Source organism: Micromonospora fulviviridis, from assembly GCF_014648395.1.
Classification (GTDB): Bacteria; Actinomycetota; Actinomycetes; order Mycobacteriales; family Micromonosporaceae; genus Micromonospora; species Micromonospora fulviviridis.
The window spans coordinates 36,734-61,969 of record NZ_BMRA01000012.1 but is presented as its reverse complement, the minus strand read 5'-3'; the positions used below and the strand labels follow the sequence as shown (position 1 = coordinate 61,969).

At 75.4% G+C, this 25,236-nt stretch carries 27 protein-coding genes; 17 read left to right on the top strand and 10 right to left on the bottom strand.

What is annotated here, in order from left to right; all coding sequences use genetic code 11:
* Positions 1-71 precede the first annotated feature (71 nt).
* Positions 72-977 carry an HhH-GPD family protein gene (locus tag IEY96_RS27030; protein ID WP_189197634.1) on the bottom strand — a complete coding sequence of 302 codons (906 nt, stop codon included), beginning with the start codon at positions 975-977 and terminating at the stop codon, positions 72-74.
* A 96-nt stretch (positions 978-1,073) separates the two neighbouring features.
* Here IEY96_RS27030 and IEY96_RS27025 point away from each other — a divergent pair, with 96 nt between their 5' ends.
* The 3 genes from IEY96_RS27025 (at position 1,074) to IEY96_RS27015 (ending at position 3,017) form a co-directional block, all read left to right on the top strand.
* Positions 1,074-1,586 carry a glycine cleavage system transcriptional repressor gene (locus IEY96_RS27025; RefSeq protein ID WP_189197633.1) on the top strand — a complete coding sequence of 171 codons (513 nt, stop codon included), beginning with the start codon at positions 1,074-1,076 and terminating at the stop codon, positions 1,584-1,586.
* Positions 1,583-2,146, top strand: coding sequence for a peptide deformylase (locus IEY96_RS27020; protein ID WP_189197632.1), 564 nt, complete (start codon positions 1,583-1,585; stop codon positions 2,144-2,146). Before IEY96_RS27025 ends, IEY96_RS27020 begins: the two co-directional genes overlap by 4 nt.
* 106 nt (positions 2,147-2,252) lie before the next feature.
* On the top strand, positions 2,253-3,017 hold the full coding sequence (locus IEY96_RS27015) for a hypothetical protein (protein WP_189197631.1): 765 nt from the start codon (positions 2,253-2,255) through the stop codon (positions 3,015-3,017).
* Positions 3,018-3,023: 6 nt separating this feature from the next.
* On the opposite strand, the gene disA is transcribed toward IEY96_RS27015, so the two are convergent.
* The 4 genes from disA to IEY96_RS26995 all read right to left on the bottom strand — a co-directional run bounded on the left by disA (position 3,024) and on the right by IEY96_RS26995 (position 7,688).
* Positions 3,024-4,208 (bottom strand): DNA integrity scanning diadenylate cyclase DisA, encoded by a 1,185-nt coding sequence (gene disA, locus IEY96_RS27010; protein WP_189197630.1) that lies wholly within the window; start codon positions 4,206-4,208, stop codon positions 3,024-3,026.
* A 142-nt stretch (positions 4,209-4,350) separates the two neighbouring features.
* Complete coding sequence (gene radA / locus IEY96_RS27005) at positions 4,351-5,799, bottom strand: DNA repair protein RadA (RefSeq protein ID WP_189197629.1); 1,449 nt, start codon at positions 5,797-5,799, stop codon at positions 4,351-4,353.
* Positions 5,800-5,906: 107 nt separating this feature from the next.
* Complete coding sequence (locus tag IEY96_RS27000) at positions 5,907-6,707, bottom strand: hypothetical protein (protein WP_189197628.1); 801 nt, start codon at positions 6,705-6,707, stop codon at positions 5,907-5,909.
* Positions 6,708-6,848: 141 nt separating this feature from the next.
* The gene (locus IEY96_RS26995; RefSeq protein ID WP_189197627.1) at positions 6,849-7,688 is read right to left on the bottom strand and encodes a UbiA family prenyltransferase; all 840 of its coding nucleotides are present in this window, start codon (positions 7,686-7,688) and stop codon (positions 6,849-6,851) included.
* A gap of 45 nt (positions 7,689-7,733) precedes the next feature.
* Here IEY96_RS26995 and IEY96_RS26990 point away from each other — a divergent pair, with 45 nt between their 5' ends.
* The 4 genes from IEY96_RS26990 to IEY96_RS26975 are packed head-to-tail and all read left to right on the top strand — an operon-like array spanning position 7,734 to position 11,438.
* On the top strand, positions 7,734-8,489 hold the full coding sequence (locus IEY96_RS26990) for a methyltransferase domain-containing protein (RefSeq protein ID WP_189197626.1): 756 nt from the start codon (positions 7,734-7,736) through the stop codon (positions 8,487-8,489).
* Positions 8,490-8,531: 42 nt separating this feature from the next.
* Entirely contained in the window at positions 8,532-9,698 is a 1,167-nt protein-coding gene (locus IEY96_RS26985) for an acyl-CoA dehydrogenase family protein (RefSeq protein ID WP_189197625.1), read from the top strand.
* A gap of 32 nt (positions 9,699-9,730) precedes the next feature.
* Positions 9,731-10,780 (top strand): type III polyketide synthase, encoded by a 1,050-nt coding sequence (locus IEY96_RS26980; protein WP_189197624.1) that lies wholly within the window; start codon positions 9,731-9,733, stop codon positions 10,778-10,780.
* Positions 10,781-10,820: 40 nt separating this feature from the next.
* Positions 10,821-11,438 (top strand): hypothetical protein, encoded by a 618-nt coding sequence (locus tag IEY96_RS26975; protein ID WP_189197623.1) that lies wholly within the window; start codon positions 10,821-10,823, stop codon positions 11,436-11,438.
* Between the two features lie 7 nt (positions 11,439-11,445).
* Here the strand turns inward: IEY96_RS26975 and IEY96_RS26970 are convergent, their stop codons facing one another.
* Positions 11,446-12,147 (bottom strand): hypothetical protein, encoded by a 702-nt coding sequence (locus IEY96_RS26970; protein ID WP_189197622.1) that lies wholly within the window; start codon positions 12,145-12,147, stop codon positions 11,446-11,448.
* A 327-nt stretch (positions 12,148-12,474) separates the two neighbouring features.
* On the opposite strand from IEY96_RS26970, the gene IEY96_RS26965 reads away from it, so the two are divergent.
* From IEY96_RS26965 to ispF, 3 genes are read left to right on the top strand one after another with little or no spacing between them, the layout of a single operon-like run.
* Complete coding sequence (locus IEY96_RS26965; protein ID WP_007073334.1) at positions 12,475-12,960, top strand: CarD family transcriptional regulator; 486 nt, start codon at positions 12,475-12,477, stop codon at positions 12,958-12,960.
* 54 nt (positions 12,961-13,014) lie between these two features.
* Positions 13,015-13,710 carry a 2-C-methyl-D-erythritol 4-phosphate cytidylyltransferase gene (ispD, locus tag IEY96_RS26960; RefSeq protein ID WP_189197621.1) on the top strand — a complete coding sequence of 232 codons (696 nt, stop codon included), beginning with the start codon at positions 13,015-13,017 and terminating at the stop codon, positions 13,708-13,710.
* 16 nt (positions 13,711-13,726) lie between these two features.
* Positions 13,727-14,209, top strand: coding sequence for a 2-C-methyl-D-erythritol 2,4-cyclodiphosphate synthase (gene ispF / locus IEY96_RS26955; RefSeq protein ID WP_189197620.1), 483 nt, complete (start codon positions 13,727-13,729; stop codon positions 14,207-14,209).
* 36 nt (positions 14,210-14,245) lie between these two features.
* Here the strand turns inward: ispF and IEY96_RS26950 are convergent, their stop codons facing one another.
* The gene (locus IEY96_RS26950; protein ID WP_189197619.1) at positions 14,246-14,773 is read right to left on the bottom strand and encodes a hypothetical protein; all 528 of its coding nucleotides are present in this window, start codon (positions 14,771-14,773) and stop codon (positions 14,246-14,248) included.
* A 188-nt stretch (positions 14,774-14,961) separates the two neighbouring features.
* Here IEY96_RS26950 and IEY96_RS26945 point away from each other — a divergent pair, with 188 nt between their 5' ends.
* Entirely contained in the window at positions 14,962-16,317 is a 1,356-nt protein-coding gene (locus IEY96_RS26945; protein WP_189197756.1) for a BTAD domain-containing putative transcriptional regulator, read from the top strand.
* A 58-nt stretch (positions 16,318-16,375) separates the two neighbouring features.
* The gene (locus IEY96_RS33235; RefSeq protein WP_189197618.1) at positions 16,376-17,389 is read left to right on the top strand and encodes a tetratricopeptide repeat protein; all 1,014 of its coding nucleotides are present in this window, start codon (positions 16,376-16,378) and stop codon (positions 17,387-17,389) included.
* Here the strand turns inward: IEY96_RS33235 and IEY96_RS26935 are convergent.
* On the bottom strand, positions 17,386-18,552 hold the full coding sequence (locus IEY96_RS26935) for a homogentisate 1,2-dioxygenase (RefSeq protein WP_189197617.1): 1,167 nt from the start codon (positions 18,550-18,552) through the stop codon (positions 17,386-17,388). The two genes, IEY96_RS33235 and IEY96_RS26935, sit on opposite strands and share 4 nt — an antisense overlap.
* A 94-nt stretch (positions 18,553-18,646) precedes the next feature.
* On the opposite strand from IEY96_RS26935, the gene IEY96_RS26930 reads away from it, so the two are divergent.
* From IEY96_RS26930 to IEY96_RS26910, 5 genes are all read left to right on the top strand, one after another.
* Positions 18,647-19,513, top strand: coding sequence for a hypothetical protein (locus IEY96_RS26930; protein ID WP_189197616.1), 867 nt, complete (start codon positions 18,647-18,649; stop codon positions 19,511-19,513).
* Entirely contained in the window at positions 19,510-20,709 is a 1,200-nt protein-coding gene (gene fahA, locus IEY96_RS26925; RefSeq protein ID WP_189197615.1) for a fumarylacetoacetase, read from the top strand. The genes IEY96_RS26930 and fahA overlap by 4 nt, the downstream gene beginning before the upstream one ends.
* A 140-nt stretch (positions 20,710-20,849) precedes the next feature.
* Entirely contained in the window at positions 20,850-21,059 is a 210-nt protein-coding gene (locus IEY96_RS26920; RefSeq protein ID WP_091317211.1) for a DUF397 domain-containing protein, read from the top strand.
* A 110-nt stretch (positions 21,060-21,169) separates the two neighbouring features.
* On the top strand, positions 21,170-21,652 hold the full coding sequence (locus IEY96_RS26915; RefSeq protein ID WP_189197614.1) for an SRPBCC family protein: 483 nt from the start codon (positions 21,170-21,172) through the stop codon (positions 21,650-21,652).
* 86 nt (positions 21,653-21,738) lie between these two features.
* Positions 21,739-22,992, top strand: a complete 1,254-nt coding sequence (locus IEY96_RS26910) for an outer membrane protein assembly factor BamB family protein (RefSeq protein WP_189197613.1) — start codon at positions 21,739-21,741, stop codon at positions 22,990-22,992.
* A gap of 125 nt (positions 22,993-23,117) precedes the next feature.
* Here the strand turns inward: IEY96_RS26910 and hisC are convergent, their stop codons facing one another.
* Both hisC and IEY96_RS26900 read right to left on the bottom strand, forming a co-directional pair.
* The gene (gene hisC / locus IEY96_RS26905; protein WP_189197612.1) at positions 23,118-24,221 is read right to left on the bottom strand and encodes a histidinol-phosphate transaminase; all 1,104 of its coding nucleotides are present in this window, start codon (positions 24,219-24,221) and stop codon (positions 23,118-23,120) included.
* On the bottom strand, positions 24,218-25,225 hold the full coding sequence (locus IEY96_RS26900; RefSeq protein WP_189197611.1) for an RDD family protein: 1,008 nt from the start codon (positions 25,223-25,225) through the stop codon (positions 24,218-24,220). The genes hisC and IEY96_RS26900 overlap by 4 nt, the downstream gene beginning before the upstream one ends.
* Positions 25,226-25,236: the final 11 nt, after the last annotated feature.

The window sequence follows — 25,236 nt, the reverse complement described above, 5'->3', positions numbered from 1 at the left end:
GAGGGCGACGGCCCCGGCAGGCGAAAGCCTCCGGGGCCGTCGCCTTTTCTCCTGCCCGGAGGTCAGGTGTGTCAGGGGCGGGGGAGCGGGACCGGCGGGCCGTCGCCGATCAGCCGGAAGGACTCCTCACCGACCGGCTCCACCAGGCCGTCGGTGACCAGCCCGGCCAGCGCCCGGGCCCGCTGCACGTCGTCGTGCCAGACCTGGTCGAGCCGCTGGTGCGGCACCGGCCCGGGAGCGTCGCGCAGCACGGCGAGGAGCAGGCCGCGCACCTGGCGGTCGGTGCCCGCGTAGCGCTGGGGGCGGCGGGTCGGCCCGGCCGGGGCCGGCTGGCCGGAGGCCCGCCAGGCGCAGACCGACTCGACCGGGCACACCGCGCAGCGCGGGGCGCGGGCCGTGCACACCACCGCCCCGAGCTCCATGAACGCCGCGCTGGCCAGGGCCGCCGCGGCCGGCTCGATCGGCAGCAACTCCTCGGTGGCGACCAGGTCGGCGGGGCGGGTGGCCGGTCCGGCGTCGGGCTCGCCGGCGATGGCCCGGCACACCACCCGCCGGACGTTGGTGTCCACCACCGGGTGCCGCTGCCCGTACGCGAAGGCCGCGACCGCCCGTGCCGTGTACGTGCCGACCCCGGGCAGCGCCAGCAGTTGGTCGAGCCGCTCCGGCACCTCGCCGCCGTGCCGCTCCACGATGGCCACCGCGCAGTCGCGCAGGCGTACGGCACGGCGGGGATAGCCGAGGCGGCCCCACATCCGGATCGCCTCGGCCGGGCTGTCCTCGGCCAGCGCGGCCGGGGTCGGCCAGCGGGCCAGCCACGCCTCCCAGGCGGGCAGCACCCGGACCACCGGCGTCTGCTGGAGCATGACCTCGCTGACCAGGATCGCCCAGGCGCCGACACCCGGCTCGCGCCACGGCAGGTCGCGGGCGTTGTGCTCGTACCACCGGCTGACCAGGGTGGCGAAGGTGGGCTCAGACATGGCGTCGCCGATGATGTCACGGGCGCCTTTCCCGCAGGTTGGGCGGGGCGGGCGGGCCGTCGCGGCGGACCGGCGGTGACCGGGCAGAATGTCCGGATGAACGAGCTCGCGATCACCGTCATCGGCCGGGACCGGCCGGGCATCGTGGCCGACGTCGCCGAGGTCCTCGCGCGGCTCGGCGCGAACCTCACCGACTCGACGATGACCCGGTTGCGGGGACACTTCGCGATGACCCTGATCTGCGTGGGCCCGGCCGCCGCCGACGTCGAGGCCGCGCTTGCCCCGCTCGCCGCCGAGGGCCAGCTGCTGGCCACCGTACGCGCGGTCACCCCCGACGGACAGGCCGAGCCCACCGGCGAGCCGTACGTGATGGCGGTGCACGGCGCGGACCGGATGGGCATCGTGGCGGCGATGACCCGGGTGCTGGCCGACGCGGGCGGCAACGTGACCGACCTGAGCACCCGGCTGACCGGTTCGCTCTACGTGGTGGTCGCCGAGGTCGAGTTGCCGGCGGGCAGCGCCGACGAGGTGGCCGGCCGGCTCGCCCGTACCGCTGCCGAGCTGGGCGTGGGGGTCAGCCTCCGCCCGGCGGACACGGACCTGCTGTGACGGCGGAGGAGTACGCCGGCCTGGGCGGCTGGACCCCGGAGAAGCTCGGCCTCGCCGGCGACGTACGCCCGGTGGTGTCCGCGCCCGATCCGGTGCTCAGTCGGCCCGGGCCGGCGGTCGACCCCACCTCGGCCGAGGTGGTCCAACTCGCCGCGGACCTGGTCGCCACCATGCGGGTGTCGCCGGGCTGCGTGGGCCTGGCCGCGCCGCAGGTCGGGGTGAGCGCCCAGGTGTTCGCCGTGGACGTGACCGGGCACCCGAAGGCGGTCACCGTGCACGGCACCTTCGTGCTCTGCAACGCCACGGTGGTGGAGGCGAGCCGCTGGAAGGCCGGGCGGGAGGGCTGCATGTCGGTGCCCGACCTGACCGGCGACGTGAAGCGCGCCAGCCGCCTGGTGGTCGAGGGCGTGCTGCCGGGCAGCGGCGACCCGGTGCGGCTGGTCACCGACGGGTTCGAGGCGCGGGCGCTCCAGCACGAGATCGACCACTGCGCCGGCCTGCTCTTCCTCGACCGGGTGGCCGGGGCGCACGCCGTCTACCAGCGCAAGGTCTACCTCTGAGCGGCCGTGGTTCGCATCCACTGTGGAGCTTCGGCGGGGCCGGGCGAAGGGTCACCGGCGCGTCGCGCCAGCGGGCCGGGCGTCGCGCCGCTACGGTGAACGCATCATGCGTCTGACGGTCGGCCCTCTGCCTCCCACCGTGTACTGGCGGCGTCGCGCCGTCGTACTCGGCGCCGCGCTGCTCTTTGTGATTGTCCTGCTCTATTCCTGCACCGGTCCCGACCGGAACACCGGTGGGTCCGCCGGCGGTGTGTCACCGAGCAGCACGGCGGCCCCGGGGCCGACCGGCTCGCTACTGACCCCGCAGTCAGGCAGCCCCTCGCCCACCCCGGGCGACTCGGGTGGCGGCAGCGGCACGGGCGACGGCAGTGGGACGAACAACGGCAGTGGGACGAACAACGGCAGCGGCCCGGGGACGAACAACGGCACCGGCACGAACGACGGTGGCGCGCCGGCCGCCCCGGTGGCCGACGACGGCACCTGCGCCGACTCGGAGATCCGGGTGACCCCGGTGGCGCTGCCGGCCACCGCCCAGCGGGGCACGGTGGTCACCCTCCGCCTCAAGATCAAGAACATCTCGGAGCGCACCTGCAGCCGGGACGTGGGGGCCGACCTCCAGGAGCTCTACATCAAGGCCGGCGCGAACCGGATCTGGTCCTCGGACACCTGCGGCACCGGCAAGGGCTCGGACGTGCAGTCGTTCACGCCGAACTTCGAGCGCTCCTACGAGCTGGGCTGGAACGGCAAGCTGGACAACAGCTGCGCCAACGGTGTGGCCAGCGGCAGCTTTGCCCCGATCGGCACGTACCAGGTCTTCGCCCGGGTGGGCACCAAGCTCAGCGAGCCGGTGAAGCTGACCATCACCGGCTGACGCCGGTCAGACGTAGCGCTCCAGGATGGACGCCTCGGCAAGGCGGGACAGCCCCTCGCGGACACCCCGGGCGCGGGCGTCGCCCACCCCCTCGACCGCCTGGAGGTCCTCCACGGTCGCGCCGAGCAGCCGCTGGAGGCTGCCGAAGTGCACCACCAGCCGGTCGACCACGGCCGCGGGGAGCCGGGGCACCTTGGCCAGCAGGCGGAAGCCGCGCGGGCTCACCGCGGCGTCGAGCGCGTCGGAGGCGGACGGGTAGCCGATCGCCTTGGCCACCGCGACCAGGTCGATCAGCTCGGTGGCGCTGAGCAGGTCGAGCTCGACCAGGGCCTCGTCGAGGGTGCGCGACTTCCGGCCGACCGGCAGGTAGTCCCGGATGACCAGGGTGCGGTCGGCGTCCACGCCGGCCATCAGCTCGTCGAGCTGGAGGGCGAGGAGCCGGCCGTCGGTGCCCAGCTCGACCACGTAGCCGGCGATCTCGTCGGCGATGCGACGGACCATCTCCAGCCGCTGCACCACGGCCACCGCGTCGCGGACGGTGACCAGGTCCTCGATCTCCAGGGCGGAGAGCGTGCCGGAGACCTCGTCCAGCCGGAGCTTGTAGCGCTCGAGGGTGGCCAGCGCCTGGTTGGCCCGGGAGAGGATCGCCGCCGAGTCGTCCAGCACGTGCCGCTGGCCGTTGACGTAGAGGCTGATGATCCGCATGGACTGGCTGACCGAGATCACCGGGTAGCCGGTCTGCCGGGCCACCCGCTCGGCGGTGCGGTGCCGGGTGCCGGACTCCTCGGTGGGGATCGACGGGTCGGGCATCAGGTGCACGGCGGCCCGGACGATCCGGGTGCCGTCGCTGGAGAGCACCACGGCCCCGTCCATCTTGCACAGCTCGCGGACCCGGGTCGCGGAGAACTCGACGTCGAGCGGGAAGCCACCGGTGCAGATCTGCTCGACGATCTTGTCGTAGCCGAGCACGATCAGCGCGCCGGTGCGGCCGCGCAGGATCCGCTCCAGGCCGTCGCGGAGCGCGGTGCCCGGCGCCATGAGGGCGAGGTTGGCCCGCAACGGGTCGCCGCCGGCCCCGCCGACGTTTCCGGTGACGCTCACGCTGATGGCACGGGCAGGGGAGCCCACGGCGCCGGTGCGGGCGTGCGGCGTCGTCGCGGCGGGCTTGGTGGCATCGCGGTCGATCGGCACGGGCACAGTCTACGGACTGCCGTGCGGTGGGTGCTCTCGTGGTTACTGTGATGTGTCACGATGTCCGGCTCCCCCGGTCGCCACCCCGCTGTGCCGGCTGTCCGAAATCGCCCGGCCAGTCCCACCGCAAGCCTACGGACCGTCACTCGGCCGACGCGCGCGCGGCAGCCTGGAGGGCCGCCCGGACGTCGGTGACCTCCGTCACCCGCATGTTCTCCGGGGCCACTCCGCTGCTGCCCGGGCCGCAGCCGGGCGGCACGAGGGCCAGCCGGAAGCCGAGCCGGGCCGCCTCGGCGAGCCGGCGGGGCACCGCCCCGACCCGGCGGACCTCGCCGGTGAGCCCGACCTCGCCGATGGCCACCAGGTGCGGGTTGAGGGCCAGGTTGAGCCCGCCCGAGGCGACCGCCAGCGCCACGGCCAGGTCGGCCGCCGGCTCGACCACCCGGATGCCGCCCACCGTGGCGGCGAAGACCTCGCGGTCGTGCAGGGTGAGCCGCTCGGTGCGGCGCTGGAGCACCGCGAGCACCATGGCCAGCCGGGCGCCGTCCAGCCCGGAGACCGTGCGCCGGGGAGAGCCGGCGACCGTGGCACCGATCAGCGCCTGCACCTCGGTGACCAGGGCGCGCCGACCCTCCATGGCCACCGTCACGCAGGTGCCCGGCACCGGCTCCGAGTAGCGGGTCAGGAAGAGGCCCGACGGGTCGGCCAGGCTGCTGATGCCGCCCTCGTGCATCTCGAAGCAGCCCACCTCGTCGGCCGCGCCGAACCGGTTCTTCACCCCGCGCACCATGCGCAGCGACGAGTGCTTGTCGCCCTCGAAGTGCAGCACCACGTCGACCAGGTGCTCCAGCACCCGAGGACCGGCGACCTGGCCGTCCTTGGTGACGTGCCCGACCAGCACGGTGGCGATGCCGCGTTCCTTGGCGACCGCGACCAGGGCCGCGGTGACCGCCCGGACCTGGGTCACCCCGCCCGGCACGCCTTCGGTGCCCGGGGTGGAGATGGTCTGCACCGAGTCGAGCACCAGCAGGCCCGGCTTGACCGCGTCGAGGTGCCCGAGCACCGCCGACAGGTCGCTCTCGGCGGCCAGGTAGAGCTGCTCGTGCAGGGTGCCCATCCGCTCGGCGCGCAGCCGCACCTGACTGACCGACTCCTCGCCGCTGACCACCAGCGACGGGCTGCCCGCGTTGGCCGCCCACTGCTGCGCGACGTCGAGCAGCAGGGTGGACTTGCCGACCCCGGGCTCGCCGGCGAGCAGCACCACCGCGCCGGGGACGAGGCCGCCGCCGAGCACCCGGTCGAGCTCGCTGACCCCGGTGGCGCGGGCCCGGGCGGGCGCGGCGCTGATGGTGGCGATCGGGCGGGCCGGCTCGGCGGGCATCCGGGAGCTGACCACCCGGCCGGACACCAGCGGGCCGGTCACCGTGCACTCGACCACCGAGCCCCACTCGCCGCACTCCGGGCAGCGCCCGACCCACTTGGGCGGCTGGTGGCCGCAGGCGTCGCACTCGTAGGCCGGGCGCGGCTCCTTGGCGGCGCCGCGGGCGCGGCCGGCGGTGGCGCGGGGGGAGGTCGATCGGGGCGTGCTCACCCCAGGACGCTAACCGGACGGTACGACGAAAGCCCACCCGGAAACGGCGACACCGCCGGGCGTGGCGCTGGCCACACCGGCGGTGTCGTCGAAGCGGGAGCGGGCGGTCAGCTGTGGTTCTCGCCCTCGATGAGGCCACCCGGGTGGCCGGCGCCACCCTCCTCCTCGCGGGGCTGCACCACCGGCGAGGGCGGTGCGGCCGGGGTCAGCGGTACGCCGACGGCCGCGCCGGTCTTGATCACCTTGCCGTCACCGAAGTCGAAGGTCAGGTTTGCCGGCTGGCCGACGAGCAGGGCCTGGTTCAGGCCGACGAGCCGGAGGGACTGCGCGCTGCCGGCGGTGAGCTGGACGTAACCCAGGGCCGGGATCTCGAACCGGGCCGGCCGGCCGCCCGGGGCCGAGCTGGCGGACGGCGAGGGGTTCGCCGAGGCGGAGCCGCTGGCCGAGGGGGAGCCGCTGGCCGACGGCGACTCACTGGTGCCGAGCGACTGGCTCGGCGAGGCGCTCGGGTCGGTCGCGGTGGGCGACGCGGAGGCCGGCTCGGTCGGCGAGCCGGTCGGGGTCGCCCCCTCGCTGCTCGTCCCGGCGCCGCTGAGCAGGACCTCCCGGGCGCTGTCGGTGGTGACCGTCACGGTCACCGGCTCCCGGCTGTCGTTGTAGAGCACGACGTTGACCCGCGCGTCGGCGCCGGCCTTGTAGCCCTCGGGGCCGGGGAACTCCAGGTAGAGGCCGCGCACCTTGTAGAGGTTGTCGGGGGTCTGGACGTTGACGCCCTGCACCGACGGGATCTTGTTGGCGGTCTCGGCCACCTGGCCGGTGCCACACCCGGACAGCAGCAGGCTCGTCGCCGCCGCCGTGCCGGCCAGCAGCAGGGCCGCCCGCCCGGAACCCCTGATCGAGCGCGTCACGTCGGTCCTCCTCGTCACGATCCCCGCCCGGCCGGACGCCGGACACGGGGTGGCCATACCCGCGCAGACCGCGCTCCAGGGTAGTTGGAGCTGATCGAGGCCCGCACGCCGACCCGGTAATGCCACCTACGTGGGGAACCGTCAGACCACCCGGCCGCTCGCCACCAGCAGCACCACGTCGATGAGCGCCACCACCAGCACCGCCCGGAAGGCGGCCACCTGTCGGCCGCCGGCCCCGGCCGCGGTGCGTCCCGCGTACCAGCCGACGGCCGGCACGCCGACGGCGGCGGCCACCGCCGACAGGCCGGCCCACGACGGCGGCCCGGGCGGCCCCAGGACCAGCACGACGGTGGCCGCGAGGAGCAGCCCGGCGGCGGCCCCCCGGCTGCCCGCCGGCCCCAGCCGGTGGGGCAGGCCGCGCACCCCGGTCCGCGCGTCGTCGGCCAGGTCGGGCAGCACGTTGGCGAAGTGCGCCCCGGCGCCCAGCAGCGCGGCGGCCGCGACCAGCCAGACCGGGGGCGCGGGCGCGCCGGGCAGGGCCAGCACCACGAAGGCGGGCAGCGCGCCGAACGAGACCGCGTAGGGCAGCACCGACACCGGGGTCGACTTCAGCGGCCAGTTGTAGAGCAGTGCCGAGACCAGGCCGAGGGTGGCGCAGAGCGCCGCCGCCGGGCCGGTGGCCAGCGCCAGCAGCGGGGTGGCGACGGCGGCCGGCACGGTGGCGCGGGCCAGGGCCCGCCGGGAGACCGCGCCGGTGGTCACGGGCTTGTCGGTACGCCCCACCGTGGCGTCCCGGTCGGCGTCGATCAGGTCGTTGCTCCAGCCCACGGCGAGCTGGCTGGCCAGCACCGTGAGCGCGACGACGGTGATCCCGGCCGGGTCGTGCCCGACACCCCGGGCCAGCAACGCGGCCACCACGGTGACCGCGGCGGCCGGTTCCGGGTGGCTCGCCCTGACCAGCCCTAACACCGACATCGACATAAGGGAAGTCTGGTCGTTACCGGGGAGTCGTGCCACGCTCGGTCCATGCGGAACGCGGCCCCGGTGTCCACCCCGCCCCGGGTGCTGCCGCCCAACGACCCCCGCCAGTACGACGACCTGGCCGGCGAGTGGTGGCGACCGGACGGCGCGTTCGCGATGCTGCACTGGCTGGCCGAGTCCCGCGCGGCCCTGGTGCCCCCGGCGTCCGAAAGGGACGACCTGCTGGTCGACCTGGGTTGCGGCGCCGGGCTGCTCGCCCCGCACCTGACCGGGAAGGGCTACCGGCACGTCGGGGTGGACCTGACCCGCTCCGCCCTCGACCAGGCCGCCGCGCACGGCGTGACGGTGGTCCAGGGCGATGCCACCGCGGTCCCGCTCCCGGACGGCTGCGCCGCCGTGGTCTCCGCCGGCGAGCTGCTGGAACACGTGCCGGACTGGCGGCGCGCGGTGGCCGAGGCGTGCCGGCTGCTGCGGCCGGGCGGGCTGCTGGTGCTGGACACCCTCAACGACACCCTGCTGGCCCGGCTGGTCGCCGTGGAGCTCGGCGAGCGGCTGCCCACCGTGCCGCGCGGCATCCACGATCCACGGTTGTTCGTGGACGCCCGCGCGCTGGTGGCGGAATGCGCCCGGCACGGCGTGGCGCTGCGTCTGCGCGGGATCCGGCCCGAGCTGGGCGGGACACTGGCCTGGCTGCTGCGCCGGTGGCGCGGCGCCGACCGTCCCACCCGGAGGGAGCCGCGCATCGTGCCGACCTGGTCGACCGCGGTGCTCTACCAGGGCCGCGGGCGGCGGAGCGGGTAGCGGGGGCCGCCCGGGGTAAAGGGACGCCGAGAAGGGGGCTAGATGACTGTGCACGCGCTGGAGGCGGCCCGCAGGTTGGCGCCGCGACTGGCCGCTCGCGCGGCCGACCACGACCGGGACGGCTCGTTCCCGGTCGACGACTTCGCCGACCTCCGGGTGGCCGGCCTGTTCGGGCTGATGGTGCCGCGCGAACTGGGCGGCATGGGGGCCACCTTCGCCGAGTACGCGGCGGTCGCCACCGAACTGGCCCGGGGCAACGGCGCGACCGCGCTGGTGTTCAACATGCACGCCTCGGTCACCGGCGCGCTGGGCGCGGTCACCGAGGAACTGGCCGAGGCGCTCGGCGTACCGGACGAGGCGCTGGCCGCCCGGGACCGCCTGCTCCGTGCGGCGGCCGAGGGTGCCTGGTACGCGGTGGCCATGAGCGAACGCGGCGCCGGCGCCCGACTGTCCCAGCTCAGCACGGTCTACCAGCCGGTCGAGGGCGGCTGGCACATCAAGGGCAGCAAGACCTTCTGCTCCGGCGCCGGCCACCCGGACGGCTACCTGGTGGCCGCCCGCAGCGCCGCCGACCAGTCGGTGGTCTCCCAGTTCCTGGTTCCCGCGGGGGAGGGGCTCACGGTCGAGCCGACCTGGGACTCGCTGGGCATGCGCGCCACCTCCTCGCACGACCTGCACCTGGACGTGACCGTCCCCGCCGACCGGCTGCTCGGCGGGGTGGAGGGCCTGGCGCTGGTGGTCGCCCAGCTCATGCCGCACTGGCTGGTGGCCAGCTACGCGGCGGTCTACGTCGGGGTGGCCCGGGCCGCGATCGACGCCGCCGCCGAGCACCTGAACGCGCGCGACCTGGCCGGCCTGCCGGCGGTCCGGGCGCGGCTGGGCCGGGCGGACGCGGCCGTGGCGGCGGCCGAACTGGTGGTCGCCGAGGCGGCCCGCCGGGTCGACGAGGCGCCCGGCGACGCGGAGACCAACCGCTGGGTGTGGCGGGCCAAGCTGCTGGCTGGCACCACCGTCGCCGAGGTGGCGGCGTCCATGCTGGAGGCCGCCGGCACCTCGGCCACCCGGCGGGGGCATCCGTTGGAGCGGCTCTACCGGGACGCCCGGTGCGGCTCGCTCCATCCGGCCACCTCGGACGTCTGCGCCGACTGGCTCGGCATCGCCGCGCTCGGCGGCGACCCGGACCGCGACGGCTCGACGCCTCGTTGGTGAAGCGTGGGGATGGGGGACGAGAGGTGGGGGACATGGGCGTGCCAGTGATCGCGGGTCTGGGTACGGCGCAACCGCCGTCCGCCGCGCAGGACGAGCTGTGGGCGGGCTTCTTCGCGAAGCACTTCTCCGGGACCACCCGGGCGCTGGCCGAGCGGATCTTCGCCAACTCGGGGGTGTCCCGGCGCCAGGCGGCGGTGAACCCGCTGCTGGAGGACGTCTCGGAGTGGCCCACCGAACGCCGGATGCGGCGTTACCAGGTCGAGGCGCTGCCGCTGGGCAAGGAGGCGGTCAGCCGGGCGCTGACCGCCGCCGGCCTGGACGCCGGTGACATCGGCCTCTTCGTGGTCTGCTCCTGCACCGGGTACGCCACCCCGGGGCTGGACATCCTGCTCGCCCGTGACCTGGGCATGGCCCCGGACACCCAGCGCATGTTCGTCGGGCACATGGGCTGCTACGCGGCCCTGCCCGGGCTCGGCGCGGCGAGCGACTTCGTCACCGCCCGGGGCCGCCCCGCGCTGCTGCTCTGCGCGGAGCTGACCAGCCTGCACATCCAGCCGCCGGGCGCGCGGGTGGACACGCAGCAGATCGTCTCGCACGCGCTCTTCTCCGACGCCGCGGTCGCCGCCGTGGTCGTCCCCGGCGGCCGGGGGTACGCGCTGCGCGAGGTCACCTCGGTCACCGACACCTCGACGGCCGACCACATGACCTGGGACGTCACCGACACCGGCTTCCGGATGGGGCTGTCGCCGAAGGTGCCGCAGGTGCTCTCGCGCCACGTCCGGGGTCTGGTCGACGACCTGCTGGCCCGGCACGGGTGGCGCCGCTCCGAGGTGGACGGCTGGGCGGTGCACCCGGGCGGGCCGCGCATCCTCAACGTGGTGGAGCGGGAGTTGGCCCTACCGCCGGCGGGGCTCGCGGCGTCCCGGGCCGTCCTGGACGAGCACGGCAACTGCTCGTCCCCGACGGTGCTGCTGATCCTGGACCGGCTGGCCCGGGCGGAGGCGCCGCCGGAGCGGGTCGTGATGCTGGCCTTCGGCCCGGGCCTCACTCTCTACGCGGCCCTGCTGGAGCGCACCGGCTGACGGGACGGTGGCCGCCGCCCCGCGCCGATACGCTTCCCGCATGGCTCCTGACGAGCGGATCCGGCGCGTGCTGCTGGTGGGGCTGACCGTGACGGCGCTGGCGGCCGGCGCCGGCTGGTGGCGGGCGGCGTCGCCGGCGCTGGGGCGGACCGAGCCCCGTGCGGCTCCGTCGACCGGCGCCTTCCTCCAACCCGGCTACCGGGTCGACCCGAGCGGTGCCCCGGTCCGGTTGCAGGCGGTGGTGGACGCGCAGACCGGGCGCGTGCTGGACCAGGTCGTGCTGTCCGGGCCGGAGGCGGATCCGGACGCGCCGGTGGTGATCCACGAGGGGCCCGGCGGGGTGGCGCGGCGCGAGGTCTCGTACGAGGTGTGGCGGGAGCGGTCCCGCCTGATGCCGGACGGCGCCCCGGTGACCCGCCGGGCGAACGCGTCGGACGGGAACCGGTTCCTGCTGACGGTCAGCTGCTCCGGCGCGGGCGCGGTCGCCGTCGGGTTCACCGGTTCGTCGGACGACGGGACGGAGCAGGTGCTGAGCTGCGGCGGGCCGGCCGCCGCCTCGGTGTCGGTAGTGGGCGCCAACGGCGGGCCGCTGCTGGTCCGGTTCGTCGCCCTGCGGGACCAGGTCGACCTCGACGCCCGGCTGGAGGCGCTGGCCTGAGCGGCGGTCAGCCGGCCAGCCGCACCAGGTCGTCGCGGTAGTCCGCCGCGGGGCCAAGCTCGGGCACGACCCGGACCAGGGTGCCCTGCCGGTCCACCAGCAGGGCGGCGGCGGTGCCCGGGTGGGCGGAGAGGTGCACGTAGGAGCGGAGGCCGCCGGCCGGGTCGGCGAGCGGCCGCACCCCCGGGGTGGTGGCGGCCTCGGCGTCGCGGCTCCCGGTGACGGTGACCACGGTCACCCCCGGCGGCGCGGTCGCCGCCGCGGTGCCGACCTCCTCCGCGCAGACGCAGGCGTCCACCAGGATGATCATGGCGGGCAGCATGCTGCGCAGCGGCACCGGCGCGTCGTCCGGACCGACCAGGTCCAGCGCGGGCAGCGGCCCGACCGGGGCCGTCGGGTACGGCAGCACGGTGGGCGCGCCCCCGGAGCGGTTCGACCGGGGCCAGGTGACGGCGGCCAGCCCGGTCAGGGTGATCAGCACGGCGACCAGCAGGAGCAGCACGGGCAGCCCGGGCGACGGCCGGCCGCCCGGGCCGAGGCGGGGCCGCACGGTGGCCTGCCGCCGGGCCGCGCGCAGCTCGCGGCGGACCTGGCGGGCCTCCTCGGCCAGCGCCGAGGCGTCGTCGGGGACGACCACCCGACCCCACTCCGGGGGCAGGTCGGGCAGCCCGTCCGGTGGCCCGTGGCCTTCAGCGTCAGGCATGCCCATCGGACCCCCAGGAACCGTCTCGGTGAGCGGACGTCCGTCCGTTCCCAGCGTCCCGCACCGGCCGTCGTACCGCCACACCTGGGCGCACGTGGAATTCCGGAGCTACCATGGAAGGAGCGCATCGCCCTAGATATGAACGCTTCCGTCACCCTTACCGGGTTGTCATCCGTTGGTCACGGAGCGTGTCGAAACCATCGGCTTGACCGCCTGTCAAGCTGAAGAAATACCTCTCACAGGGCCCCTGAGCTGCGCCAACGGTCAGGACAGCGGTGAGACATCGGTGCCTGAGCGTGTTACCCTAGACACAGCGAAAGGGGTTTCGAACCTATGGTTTTCAGTGTCGGCGAGACCGTTGTTTACCCCCACCACGGGGCCGCACTCATCGAGGCAATCGAGACTCGGGTCATCAAGGGCGAGCCTAAGCAGTACCTCGTCCTGAGGGTCGCGCAGGGTGACCTGACGGTCCGGGTGCCCGCTGAGAACGCCGAGATCGTGGGTGTGCGAGAGGTGGTCGGCGAAGAGGGCCTGGGCAAGGTCTTCGACGTGCTCCGTGCACCGCACACCGAGGAGCCGACCAACTGGTCGCGGCGTTACAAGGCGAATCTGGAGAAGCTGGCCTCCGGTAACCCGCTGAAGGTCGCCGAGGTCGTCCGCGACCTGTGGCGTCGGGAGCGGGAGCGGGGTCTCTCCGCGGGTGAGAAGCGCATGCTGGCCAAGGCCCGCGACATTCTCGTCGGCGAGGTCGCGCTGGCCGAGAAGAGCACCAAGGACGAGGCGGAGACGCTGCTCGACAAGGTGCTGACCGAGGCCTGATCCACACCTCATCGTCGTACCCACGCCGTAGCAAACGAATCCGAGGACCGCGACGTGACCGCGCAGCTCAATCCGCGCGGTGACGTCGCGGTCCTCGTTCCTGCGGCCGGTGCCGGGGTACGCCTCGGCCCGGGCGCTCCCAAGGCGCTCCGGCTGCTCGCCGGTGAGCCGCTGCTGGTGCACGCGGTACGCCGGATCGCCGCCGCGCCCTCGGTGCACACCGTCGTGGTGGCTGCCCCGGCCGCCGACGTCGAGTCGGTCCGGGCGATGCTCGCGCCGGTGGCCCCGGTCACCGTGGTACCCGGGGGCGCCGAGCGCCAGGCGTCGGTGGCCGCCGCGCTGGCCACCGTCCCCGCCGGGCCGGAGATCGTCCTGGTGCACGACGCGGCGCGGGCGCTCACCCCGCCCGAGCTGGTCGAGTCGGTGGCCGCGGCGGTCCGTGCCGGCCACGACGCGGTGATCCCGGTGCTGCCGGTGGTCGACACCGTGAAGGAGGTCGACGCCGGCGAACGGGTCCTGGGCACGGTCGACCGGGCGGCCCTGCGCGCGGTGCAGACCCCGCAGGGCTTCCGCCGGTCGGTGCTCACCGCCGCCCACGAGGCGGCCGGCGATCCGCTCACCGACGATGCCGGCCTGGTCGAGAAGCTGGGCGTCCCGGTGGTCTGCGTACCCGGGTCGGAGCTGGCCCTGAAGATCACTCGCCCGTTCGACCTGGCCCTGGCCGAGTACCTGCTGACCACCGGCGCCTGACGCGTACCCTCGGTTCATGATCGTTCCTCGGGTGGCCATCGGCACCGACGTGCACGCCTTCGCGGCCGGGCGGCCCTGCTGGGTCGCGGGCCTGCACTGGCCGGACCAGGACGGCCTGGCCGGCCACTCGGACGCCGACGTGGCGGCGCACGCCGCCTGCAACGCCCTGCTCTCCGCCGCCGGCCTCGGCGACCTGGGCGCGAACTTCGGGGTGGACCAGCCGGAGTGGGCGGGTGCGTCCGGGGTGGCCCTGCTGACCGAGAGCGCCCGGCGGGTCCGGGCGGCCGGTTTCGAGATCGGCAACGTGTCGGTCCAGGTGGTCGGCAACCGGCCCAAGATCGGACCGCGCCGGGACGAGGCGCAGAACGTGCTCTCCGCGGCGGTCGGCGCGCCGGTCACCGTCTCCGCCGCCACCACCGACGGGCTGGGCTTCACGGGGCGCGGCGAGGGGCTCACCGGGATCGCCGTGGCCCTGGTGTACGAGGCGCCGGCGGTGTGACGCGGCGACCGGGTGGCGCCCGGTCGCCGCGCCGGATCAGTCGACGTCCGTGCAGACGTTGTGGGTCGTGCCGTGGAGCATTGTGATGGTCTTCTCGAACGTGGGGGTGAACTCCACGGTGAACTGGCCGTCGACGATCCACAGCCCCTTCGGCAGCGAGCCCGCGTTCTCCCGGAAGCCGAGCAGCACCGGTCCGGTCACGTACCAGGTCATCGACCCGTCCGTGCCGTAGACGACGAGCGCGGTGCCGCTGGCGTCCGCCGTGGACGTGGCCCCGGTCTCCAGGTTGGTCACCCGGTCGATGAGGGCGCCGGTGAACAGCTCCCGCTTCGGCGAGCCGTCCGGGTACGTGGCCAGGGTCAGCTTTCGGACCTCGTCGACGATGGGTTCGACCCGTACCGCGAAGTCGCAGCGGGCTCCGGCCGGCAGCTCGAACGCCGCCTGCGGGGCCGGCTCCCAGGCGCCGGGCGCGATGTCGCCGCCCGCGGCGGACGCCGTGCCGGGCAGGGCCGTGACGATCGCGGCCACGACCGACGCCACCGCGACGCTCATCTTGAAACGCATGGTCACTCCATCCGTGCTTCTGATCAGGGCCGGACCAGGATCACCGGCCCCGCTCACCACGGGCTCACCGCGCGTCGAGCCGGAGCCGGGCCGGATCCGCCCGGGTGCCGGGCGTGCCACCGGGGCACCCACCATCCGCTCACCGCGGACTGACAACCGGCGGACCGGTCCAGCCTGTCCTGTTGGATATGGACTTCCGCCTGCTCGGACCCTTCGAGGCCCGCCACCGGGGCCGGCCGGTCGAGGTCGGCAGCCGACGCCAGGAGCGCTGCCTGCTCGGTGTGCTGCTGCTCGACACGGGCCGGGTCGTCCACACCGAGCGCCTCATCGACCTGCTCTGGAACGGCCGGCCTCCGGCGTCGGCGCGCGGTGCCGTGCAGACGTACATCGGACGGTTGCGGGGGGCGTTGACGCCGTACGGGGTGCGGATCGCCACCCGGGGCGAGGGCTATCTCGTCGAGGCGGACGGGCACCGGGTCGACGTCGACGAGTTCGGCGAGCTGGTCCGGGCCGCCGGCGTGGAGGCCGACCCGGGGGAGCGGGTGCGGCTGCTCGACCGGGGGCTGGCTCTCTGGCGGGGGCCGCTGCTCGCCGACGCGGCGGACGGCGAACTGCGGGACCGGCTGCACGGCACCGTCGAGGAGCTGCGGCTGGTCGCCATCGAGCTGCGCGCCGAGGCGCAGCTCGCGCTGGGCCAGCACGCCCGGGCGATCGCCGAGCTGATGCCCCTGGCCGCCCGGCACCCGACCCGGGAACAGCTCGTCGCCGTCCTGATGACCGCGCTGTACCGGGGCGCCCGGCAGGCCGACGCGCTGCGGCTGTACCGGACCACCCGGGAGCTGCTCGTGGACGAGCTGGGCGTCGAGCCGGGGGCGCGCCTGCGGGAGGTGCACCGCCGGATCCTGCGCGGCGACGACCGGCTGGACCGGCCCGGGCGGCCGGTGTACGAGGTGCGGGTCCGCGACGAGAGCCTGCCGTGGAGCGTCGGTGGCCATCCGGCGCTGGACTTCTGCAACACCTTCGCCGGGTGGGGCCACGAACCGCCGCTGCCCGGCGCCGAGTGGCTGCGCGGCTACCGCACCCTCGCCGTGTGGGCCGGGCACGTCGGTCTCCTCGACGACGTCTCGGTGAGCCGGCTGCTGCACCTGGCCCGGCGGGACCCCGACGGGGCCGAGGCGGTGCTCGTCGAGGCCCGGGGCCTGCGGCACGCGCTGTACGGGTGCCTGACCGGGCCGGACGACCGGCGCGCGTTCGACGCGGTCGCCCGGTACGCGGAGGCCGCCGCGAAGGAGCTGGTGTTCCGGCCCGAGACCGACGGCCGCGGGCGCTGGTGGCCGGAGCTGGCAGCCGGACTCCGGATGCCCCTGCACGCGGTCGCCTGGAGCGCCGCCCAGCTGCTCGCCGACCCGCGCCGGCTCACCCTCCGGATCTGCCCCGACGAGCGGTGCGGCTGGCTCTTCCTGGACGAGAGCGGGCTGCGGCGCTGGTGCAGCCTGGGCACCTGCGGGCGCTCGCTGGACCGGTCCCGCTGCCACAGCGCCTGACCGGTGCCCGCCCGTCGCCGCCGGGCGGAGGGACGCGCCGGCGGATACGCTCGCCGGGATGCCGAACGACGCCGCCCCCGACCAGTCCGCCGCCGACGGCTACCTCCAGCGCGCGCAACTCCTCGCCGAACTGGGCCGGTACGACGAGGCCGCCGAGGAACTCGACGCGGCGCTCGCCAGCCACCCGGGCAACGCCGAGGCGTTGACCATGCTGGCCCGGGTGCACCTGGCCGCCGACCGGTCGGCCGAGGCGCTGCCGGTCGCCGAGGCGGCCGTGGCCGCCGCCCCGGGTGCCCTGGCACCGCTGGTGGCGCGCGGCTTCGCCCTGGTCGACCTGGGCCGGTGGAAGGCCGCCGCGAGCACCGGGGACCAGATCCTGGCGCTCGGCCCGGACGACGCGTACGCCCAGCGCAGCGCCGCCGCGATCCTGGCCGGCGCGCGCAACGGCCAGCCCGCGCTCAACGCCGCCTGGCGGGGTGTGGAGCTGGCCCCGGAGACCGCGCAGGCGCACCTGGTGCTCGGCCTGGTCGCCGCCCGGCTGGAGCTGTACGACCTGGCCGAGCGGGCCTACCGGGAGGCGCTGCGGCTGGACCCGGAGGTGGCCGCGGCGCGGCACGACATGGGCGTGATCCGGCTGGAGCAGCGCCGCTACGCCGAGGCGCTGGAGCACCTGGCCGAGGCGGCGGCCCTGGATCCGGCGCGCGGCGACGCCGGCCCGACCATCGCCGACGGGCTGCGCCGCCTGGTGCTCCACGGCGCCGGCTGGTCGCTGGTCGCCACCGTGCTGGTCGCCTTCCTGGCCCCGGTCGCGCCGGGCCCGTCCCGCGTCCTCGCGGTGCTGGCCGCGCTCGGCGGGGCGCTGCTGGTCTGGCGGTACGCGGCCCGGCTGCCCGGCCTGCTCCGCGCCGACCCCGGCCTGGCCCGGAGCGGGTACGCGGTGGCCGCCGCCCCGGCGCTGCTGGTGCTCTACGCGCTGGTCGGCGGCCCGTGGCCGCTGGTCGCCGGTATCACCGTGACGGTGGTGGCCGGGTTCGCCGTGCTCGCCCGCGCCGGCCGGCACCCGGTGCGCTAGGCCCGGCGCGCCCAGGTCCAGGCGTACGCGTCGTCCTCGCAGGCGGTCCCGGCGTCGCAGAGGTCCAGCGGGCGGAAGGTGTCCACCATGACGGCCAGCTCGTCGAAGAACTCCGCCCCGATCGACCGCTCCGCGGCGCCCGGCTGGGGGCCGTGGGTGAAGCCCGAGGGGTGCAGCGAGATCGAGCCCTGCTCGATGCCGGAGCCGCGCCGGGCCTCGTAGTTGCCGCCGGTGTAGAAGAGCATCTCGTCGGAGTCGACGTTGTGGTGGTTGTACGGCACCGGGATCGCGTCCGGGTGGTAGTCCACCTTGCGCGGCACGAACGAGCAGATCACGAAGTTCGGGCCCTGGAAGGTCTGGTGCACGGGCGGCGGCTGGTGGATCCGGCCGGTGATCGGCTCGAAGTCGTGGATGGAGAAGGCCCACGGGTACATGTGCCCGTCCCAGCCGACCACGTCGAACGGGTGGTTCGCGTACACGTACCTGGTCCAACCGCGACGGTGCCGGACCAGCACCTCGACGTCTGTCTCGTCGACCAGCAGCGGCGTGTCCGGCCCGCGGACGTCCCGCTCGCAGTACGGCGAGTGCTCCAGGAACTGCCCGCGCACCGAGAGGTAGCGCTTGGGCGGGCCGACATGGCCGGCGGCCTCGATGGCGAGCAGCCGGGTCGGCTCGTCGCCGGTGGGCACGAGGCGGTGGATGGTCGAGGTGGGGATGACGACGTAGTCGCCGGCCACCGCCTCCAGCACGCCGAACGGCGACTCCACCCGCAGCGACCCGGATTCGAGGTAGAGGCAGTGGTCGCCGGTCGCGTCCCGGAACAGCGGCGACGGCTTGTCCGCCAGGACGTACGCGATCCGCACGTCGTCGTTGGCGAGCAGGTACTGCCGGCCGAGCACCGGGTCGGCGCCGGCCCCGTCGAGCTTGTGGGTGCGCAGGTGCCGCGGCTTGAGCGGCAGGTTGGGCACCCGGGTGAAGACGGGCGGGGTGAACTCCTCGGCGGCGACGATCGCGGTGGGCGCGTGCCGGTGGTAGAGCAGCGACGAGTCGGAGGAGAAGCCCTCCTGACCGACCAGCTCCTCGGCGTAGAGGGTGCCGTCGGGCTGGCGGAACTGGGTGTGGCGCTTGCGGGGCACCTCGCCGACGCTGCGGTAGTACGGCATCTCGCCTCCCGATATGTCCCGTTCTCCGGCCGGTGACGTCCGATAATCGGACGCGGTTGTCCGTTCCTTGTAGCGTCCCGTAGATTCTTGTCTCGTGTCAACGCAGGTGCCCCGCCTTCTCGCCGGCCTGGTCGACGACGCGGCGGTCTTCCCGCCCGGCAGCGCCTCGCTGCCGGACGCGGTGACCGCGCATCGCCGGCACCGTGACGGCTGGTACGCCGACCTGGTCGGCCCGCTGCTGCTGCCCGCCTCGTCGATCGCGGCCGGCGGGCTGGATGGCCTGGTCGACCCGGCCGAGGGCTTCGTGATCGGCCTGATCGGCGACACCGGCGTCGAGGGCCTGCCCTTCGCCCTGTCCTTCCTGCCGCCGCACGGGGTCACCGCCCGCCAGGTGGAGGCGCCGGTCGCCAAGCGCGGCGAGGACCCGCAGCCGGGCCTCACCGAGCTGATCAAGCTCGCCGGGCAGCTGGGGGGCGCGCCCGTCTACGCGGAGATCCCGCTGACCTTCGGGCTGATGGCCGCGCTGGACGCCCTCGCCGAGGCGCGGGCCGGCGGGCTGCCGGTGGCCGCCAAGTTCCGCACCGGCGGGCTGGCCGCCGAGCTCTTCCCGACCCCGGTCGAACTGGCCGCGGTGATCTGCGCCTGCCGGGACCGGGAACTGCCGTTCAAGCTGACCGCCGGGTTGCACCACGCGATCCGGCACCGGGACCCGGAGACGGGCTTCACCCACCACGGCTTCGTCAACGTGCTGGCGGCCACCCTGGCCGCAACCGGGGGCGCCGAGGTGGACGGGGTGGCCGAGCTGCTCGCCGCCACCGACCCGCTCCGTGTGGTCGAGCTGGCCCGGTCGCACCGGGAGGCCGAGCGCCCGCTGTGGGTCGGCTACGGCTCGTGCAGCATCTCCGAACCACTGACCGATCTGATCCGGCTGGGGCTGGTGAACGGGGGCTTCGAGGAATGAGTTGGGTGACGGGTGCGGCGGGTTCCCCGTACGGGGTGAGCAACCTGCCGTACGGCGTGTTCCGGCAGGGCGACCGCGGGCCACGGATCGGCGTACGCATCGGCGACTTCGTGCTGGACCTGGCCGGCGCGGAGGCCGCCGGACTGGTGCTGGCCGCCGGGGCGCTGGGCCGGCCCACCCTCAACGACTTCATGGCGCTCGGCCGTCCGCAGTGGACCGCCGTCCGGCAGCGGGTCACCGAGCTGCTCACCGATGCGGCGTACCGGCCGGACGTGGAGCCGCTGCTGGTGCCGCTGCGCGAGGTGGAGCTGCTGCTCCCGTTCGAGGTCGCCGACTACGTCGACTTCTACTCGTCCGAGCACCACGCGTCGAACGTCGGGCAGATCTTCCGGCCCGGTCAGCCGCCGCTGCTGCCGAACTGGAAGCACGTGCCGATCGGCTACCACGGCCGGGCCGGCACCGTGGTCGTCTCCGGCACCCCGGTCGTCCGCCCCACCGGGCAGCGGGCCACCGCGCAGGGCCCGACCACCGGCGCCTCCGTCCGGCTGGACATCGAGGCCGAGGTCGGTTTCGTGGTCGGGGTGCCGAGCCGGCTCGGCGACCGGGTCGCCGTCGGGGACTTCGCCGACCACGTCTTCGGTGTGGTGCTGGTCAACGACTGGTCCGCCCGGGACATCCAGGCCTGGGAGTACCAGCCGCTCGGCCCGTTCCTGGGCAAGTCCTTCGCCACCTCGGTCGCGGCCTGGGTCACCCCGCTGGACGCGCTGGCCGACGCCTTCGTCCCCGCCCCCGACCAGGACCCGCCGGTGCAGGACTACCTGCGCGACACCCCGCACCTCGGGCTGGACCTGACCCTGTCGGTCGAGTGGAACGGCGAGCGGGTCGCCGAGCCGCCCTTCGCCACCATGTACTGGACCCCGGCCCAGCAGCTCGCCCACCTCACCGTGAACGGGGCGTCGTTGCGGACCGGCGACCTCTACGCCTCCGGCACCGTCTCCGGGCCGGAGCGCGGCCAGGTCGGTTCGTTCCTGGAGCTGACCTGGGGCGGGACCGAGCCGGTCAAGTTCGCCGACGGCGCCGCCCGGACCTTCCTGGAGGACGGCGACACGGTGACGATCACCGCCACCGCGCCCGGCCCGGACGGCACCACCATCGCCCTCGGCGAGGTCACCGGGAGCATCCTCCCGGCCCGCTGACCCGCCCCCTGTTCACTCTCCGTCCCCGGTCGCACCCGCTGTGCGACCGGGGACGTTTCCTTCGCCGTTGATCGTCGCGGACTGAGTACGCCCCGGCGGTGCGGGCCGGGGCGCACACGAGTGGAACAGGAAGGACCGAGATGACCGAGCTGACCGGCGCCGTCTGGCGCACCAGCAGCCGCTCCAACGATCAGGGCCTCTGCGTCGAGGTGGCCACCAACGTGGTCGCCGCGCACGGCGTGGTGGGCGTACGCGACTCGAAGGACCCACAGGGTCCGGCGCTCGCGGTCAGCCCACCGGGCTGGACGGCGTTCGTCGCCGCGATCCGGGGTGACGCCTTCCGCCGCTGACCGCTCGCCGCACGCCCGGTGCCCCGGTCGGGGCACCGGTGGTGGAAATGTCACGGCAAGGCTCCCGTTAGCCCGTCACGGCCCGTACCGTGGACGACACGGGAGGTGCCATGTCGACGGTGACGGTTTCCGCATTCATCGAAGCGCAGGACGTCGACGTCTGGCGGCTCCTCACCGACCTCCCGGCGCGGGCCGACTGGCTCTCCGCGGTCGGCGACGTCGAGGTGCTCAGCCCCGGCGACCTCGGGCCCGGCACCGCCTGGCGGGAGACCCGGGTCCGGCCGGACGGCATCGCCGAGGCGGAGGAGTTCCTGGTGGTCGAGGCGGCCGCCCCGGCGCGGCTGGTGCTCAGCTCGCGGGGCGCGGGCGCCGACTACCGGATCACCTGGACGCTGCGCGCCGTCGAGCGCCGGCGGCGCGGCTGCACCGAGGTCACCGTCGAGCACGAGGCGGTGCCGACCCGCCCGTACGGCCGGGTGCTCGCCCTGATCCTCGGCGGCCTGGCCGCCCGGGCGGTGGAGGGCGCCCTCCGCCGCGACCTGGCCGACCTGGCACTGGCCGTCGGGCCCACCCGGTCCGCCGAGGCCGCCTGAGCCGACCCGCCGGCCGACCCGACCGGGGTCGGGCGGTGCGGCGTCCGGGAGCCGCCGCTGGGTAGGGTGCCGGGCGGAGGTACGGCATGGGGAAGCCCTCGGGGCGGCGGATCGTGGTGGCGGTCGTGACGGTGCTGGCCGTCGCGGCGGCGGCTGCCGTGGTCCTGCGGGTCCTCGCGCCCGCCGAGGTGGAGACGGTCGCCCGGGGCGCGTACCCGGCCGCGCCCACCCCGCCGGTCGGGGTGATCGGCCGGCTGCCCGTGGCGCCGCTGGTCGTGGACGGCCGGCTCCGCGTCTACGCGGGCGCCCGCCAGATCTACGCCGACCAGCCGGTCTCCGGGAAGCATCGGGTCACCCCGTTCTGGTCGTACCGCCGCTGGCCGGCGAAGCTCGTCGGGGTGCTCGCCGAGGGCACCACGGTGGTGAGCCGCTGGTCCGACGGGAAGCTGGTGGCGCTGGACGCGCGTACCGGGCGGGTCGCCTGGCGGGCCGACGGCCCCGCGCCGGGCGCGGTGCCGAAGCCGCGCCGCACCTACGCCGCCACGGTGTGGGCCCCGGCGGGCCTGCACGTCACCCGGGCCGCCGACGGCCGTGCCGTGCTGGTCGCGGCGGGCCCGGGCGCGGTCGGCGGGTACGCCCTGACGGACGGCCGCCGGCTGTGGCGGGCCGAGGTGGGTCGGGGCTGCCGCGCCGACGTGGGCACCACGGCCGCCGGGGAACTGGTCGGGGTGGACTCGTGCGCCGGGCCCGCCACGGTCGAGTTCCGGGACGCCGCGACCGGCGCGGTGCGGACCCGCTGGCGGCCGCCGGACGCGCCGGGCCAGCTCGTGGTGACCCCGGTCGGCTGCCGGGACGGGCGCTCGGCCTGCCGGGGTCTGCGTACCTCGGGGCGCGGCGACGAGACCGGCCGCGGCTGGCTGGTCGTCGGCGCGGGTGAGCCGGTGGCCGCCCCCGCCCTGGACGGCCCGGACGCCGAGCTGGACGGCGAGCGGGCGGTGGGGACCGCGGGCGGCGTGGTCACCGGGCGGTCCGCCCGCACGGGCGAGGAGCTGTGGCGCCGCGCCGACCTGGGTCCGGTCCGGATCCTGGCGGTCGAGCCGGGCCGGGTGCACCTGCTGACCGAGAAGCGGGACCTCATCACCCTGGACCCACTGACCGGCGCGGAGCGGTCCCGGTTCGCCATGGACATCGGCCGCGACGGGACCGGCTGGCAGCCGGGCCGGGCGCACGCGGCGGACGGCTACGTGGCGGTGGAACGGCTCCGCGAGCGGGCCCGTCCGGACGACGACGACCAGGGGTACTTCCTGATGGCCGAGCCGGTGCTGTTGGCCGCGACCTGACTCCAAGAAACGGACAAATGGTACGATTCTCCGAGTGGTTCGGCGCACCGCCGGTCGCCCGGACGACCCCAGGCGTCCGGGGCCGGTCCGTAGGGGGTTGACGGACCGGCCCCGGACCTGCGCCGTCAGGCCAACGCGGCCTCGGCGGCGGCCAGGAAGGCGTCGTTCTCGGCCGGCGTGCCGATGGTGACCCGCACCCCGTCGCCGGGGAACGGCCGGACGATCACACCGCGCGCCTCGCACGCCTTGCCGAACTCGACGGCCCGCTCGCCCAGCGGCAGCCAGACGAAGTTGGCCTGGCTCTCCGGCACGTCCGGGACGAACTTGCGCAGCGCCTCGGTGACCCGGTCCCGCTCGGCGACGACCAGCGCGCAACGCCGCTCGACCTCGTCGGCCTGGGCCAGCGCCGCCAGCGCGCCCGCCTGCGCCGGCATGCTCGTGGAGAAGGGGGTGACCACCTTGCGCACCGCGGCGGCCACGGTCGGCTCGGCGACCAGCCAGCCGATCCGCAGGCCGGCCAGGCCCCACGCCTTGGACAGGGTGCGCAGCACCGCCACGTTCGGCCGGTCCAGGTAGCTGAGGCCGTCCGGCACCTCGGGGTCGGTGACGAACTCCCGGTACGCCTCGTCGATCACCACGAGCACGTCGTCCGGCACCGCGTCGAGGAACCGGTCCAGCTCGGCCTTGCGGACCGCCGTGCCGGTCGGGTTGTTCGGGTTGCAGACCAGGATCATCCGGGTCCGGTCGGTCACCGCCGCCGCCATCGAGGCCAGGTCGTGGCCGTGGTCGGCGTCGTTCGGCACCCGCACGCTGGTCGCGCCGCTGGTCGCCGCGATGATCGGGTACGCCTCGAAGGACCGCCACGAGTACAGCAGCTCGTCCCCGGGGAGGCAGGTGGCCCGGACCAGGTGCTCGGCCAGCGCCACCGAGCCGCAGCCGGTGGCGATCCGGTCGGCGTCCACGCCGTAGCGCTCGGCGAGGGCCTGGCGCAGCGCCACCACGCCCATGTCCGGGTAGCGGTGCGAACCGGCCACCGCCTCGGCGACCGCCTCCACCACGCCGGGCAGCGGGCCGTACGGGACCTCGTTGCTGGCCAGCTTGATCGCCTCGGGCAGGCCCAGCTCGCGGGCCAGGTCGGCCGGGCTGCGCCCGGGCACGTAGTTGGGCAGCGCGTCCAGGTCGGCGCGGGTGAGCCGCAGCGGAGGCTCGTGACGTCCGGTGTCGGTCATGGGGTGTCTCCCGGGGGGTTGGCGCGGTCGCGCGGGGCGGTACGGGTGTCGGGCCGGGTGCGAGGGAGCTGGACCACCACGGTCTGCGCCCGCTTGTCGTGCAGGGCCTGGCGCAGCGGCTGGTCGAAGAGCGGGGAGACCGCGTCGACGAACTGGAGCAGCAGGCCGAAGCCGAAGCAGTACCAGAGCAGGGTGGGCAGGCCGAGCGTGCTCCAGCGCCGGGTGGCCCGGCCGAAGCCGAGCGGCTGGTCCGTCTCGACCGGCACCGCGCGGACGCCCATCAGCCGCTTGCCGAAGGTCTGCCCGCGGGCCGCCATCGAGGGCACCTCGTAGGCGAACCAGAGCGCGGTGGCGATCAGCAGGATGGCAACCAGGAGGCCGGTGAACTGCTCGCCGGGGGGCGGCAGCGGCTCGTTGGTGGTGTCACCCACGTCGACCCGCCGCACGAACTCCTGCCACGGGGCGGCCCACTCACCGAGGAGACGCCAGACGAACCAGCCGTTGACCGCGGCGTTGAGCAGGAACACCACGCCGAAGTCGATCAGGCGGGCGACCAGCCGGGCGCCGTACGAGGCCAGCGGCAGCCCGTGCGGGCGCGGTGTCGGCGGACGCCCCGGCCAGCCCGGGTACGGCCAGCCCGGCGGCGGCCCCTGCTGGCCCGGTCGGCCCGCCCACGGCCCCGGCTGCCCGGGCTGCCCCGGCCACGGCTGCCCCGGCCACGGCTGCCCCGGCCACGGCTGGCCCGGGCCACCGGCCGGCGGGCCCGACCACGGACCGGGGGCCGGCACGCCCGGGTGCGCGCCCGGCGCCGGGGCCGGCTGGCCCGGGTGCGGCGCGGCGGTGACAGGAGCCGGTGCGGCGGCGGGGGCCGGCTCGGGCGGCGGCGGTCCGTCGGGCGGGGTGGCGTCGACCGGGATCGGCGCGCCGATCCACCCCTCGCCGTCCCAGTACCGGCGGGTCTCGGGGTCGGCGGGGTCGACGTACCAACCGGGTTGCACGCTCACGGCCGTGCCTC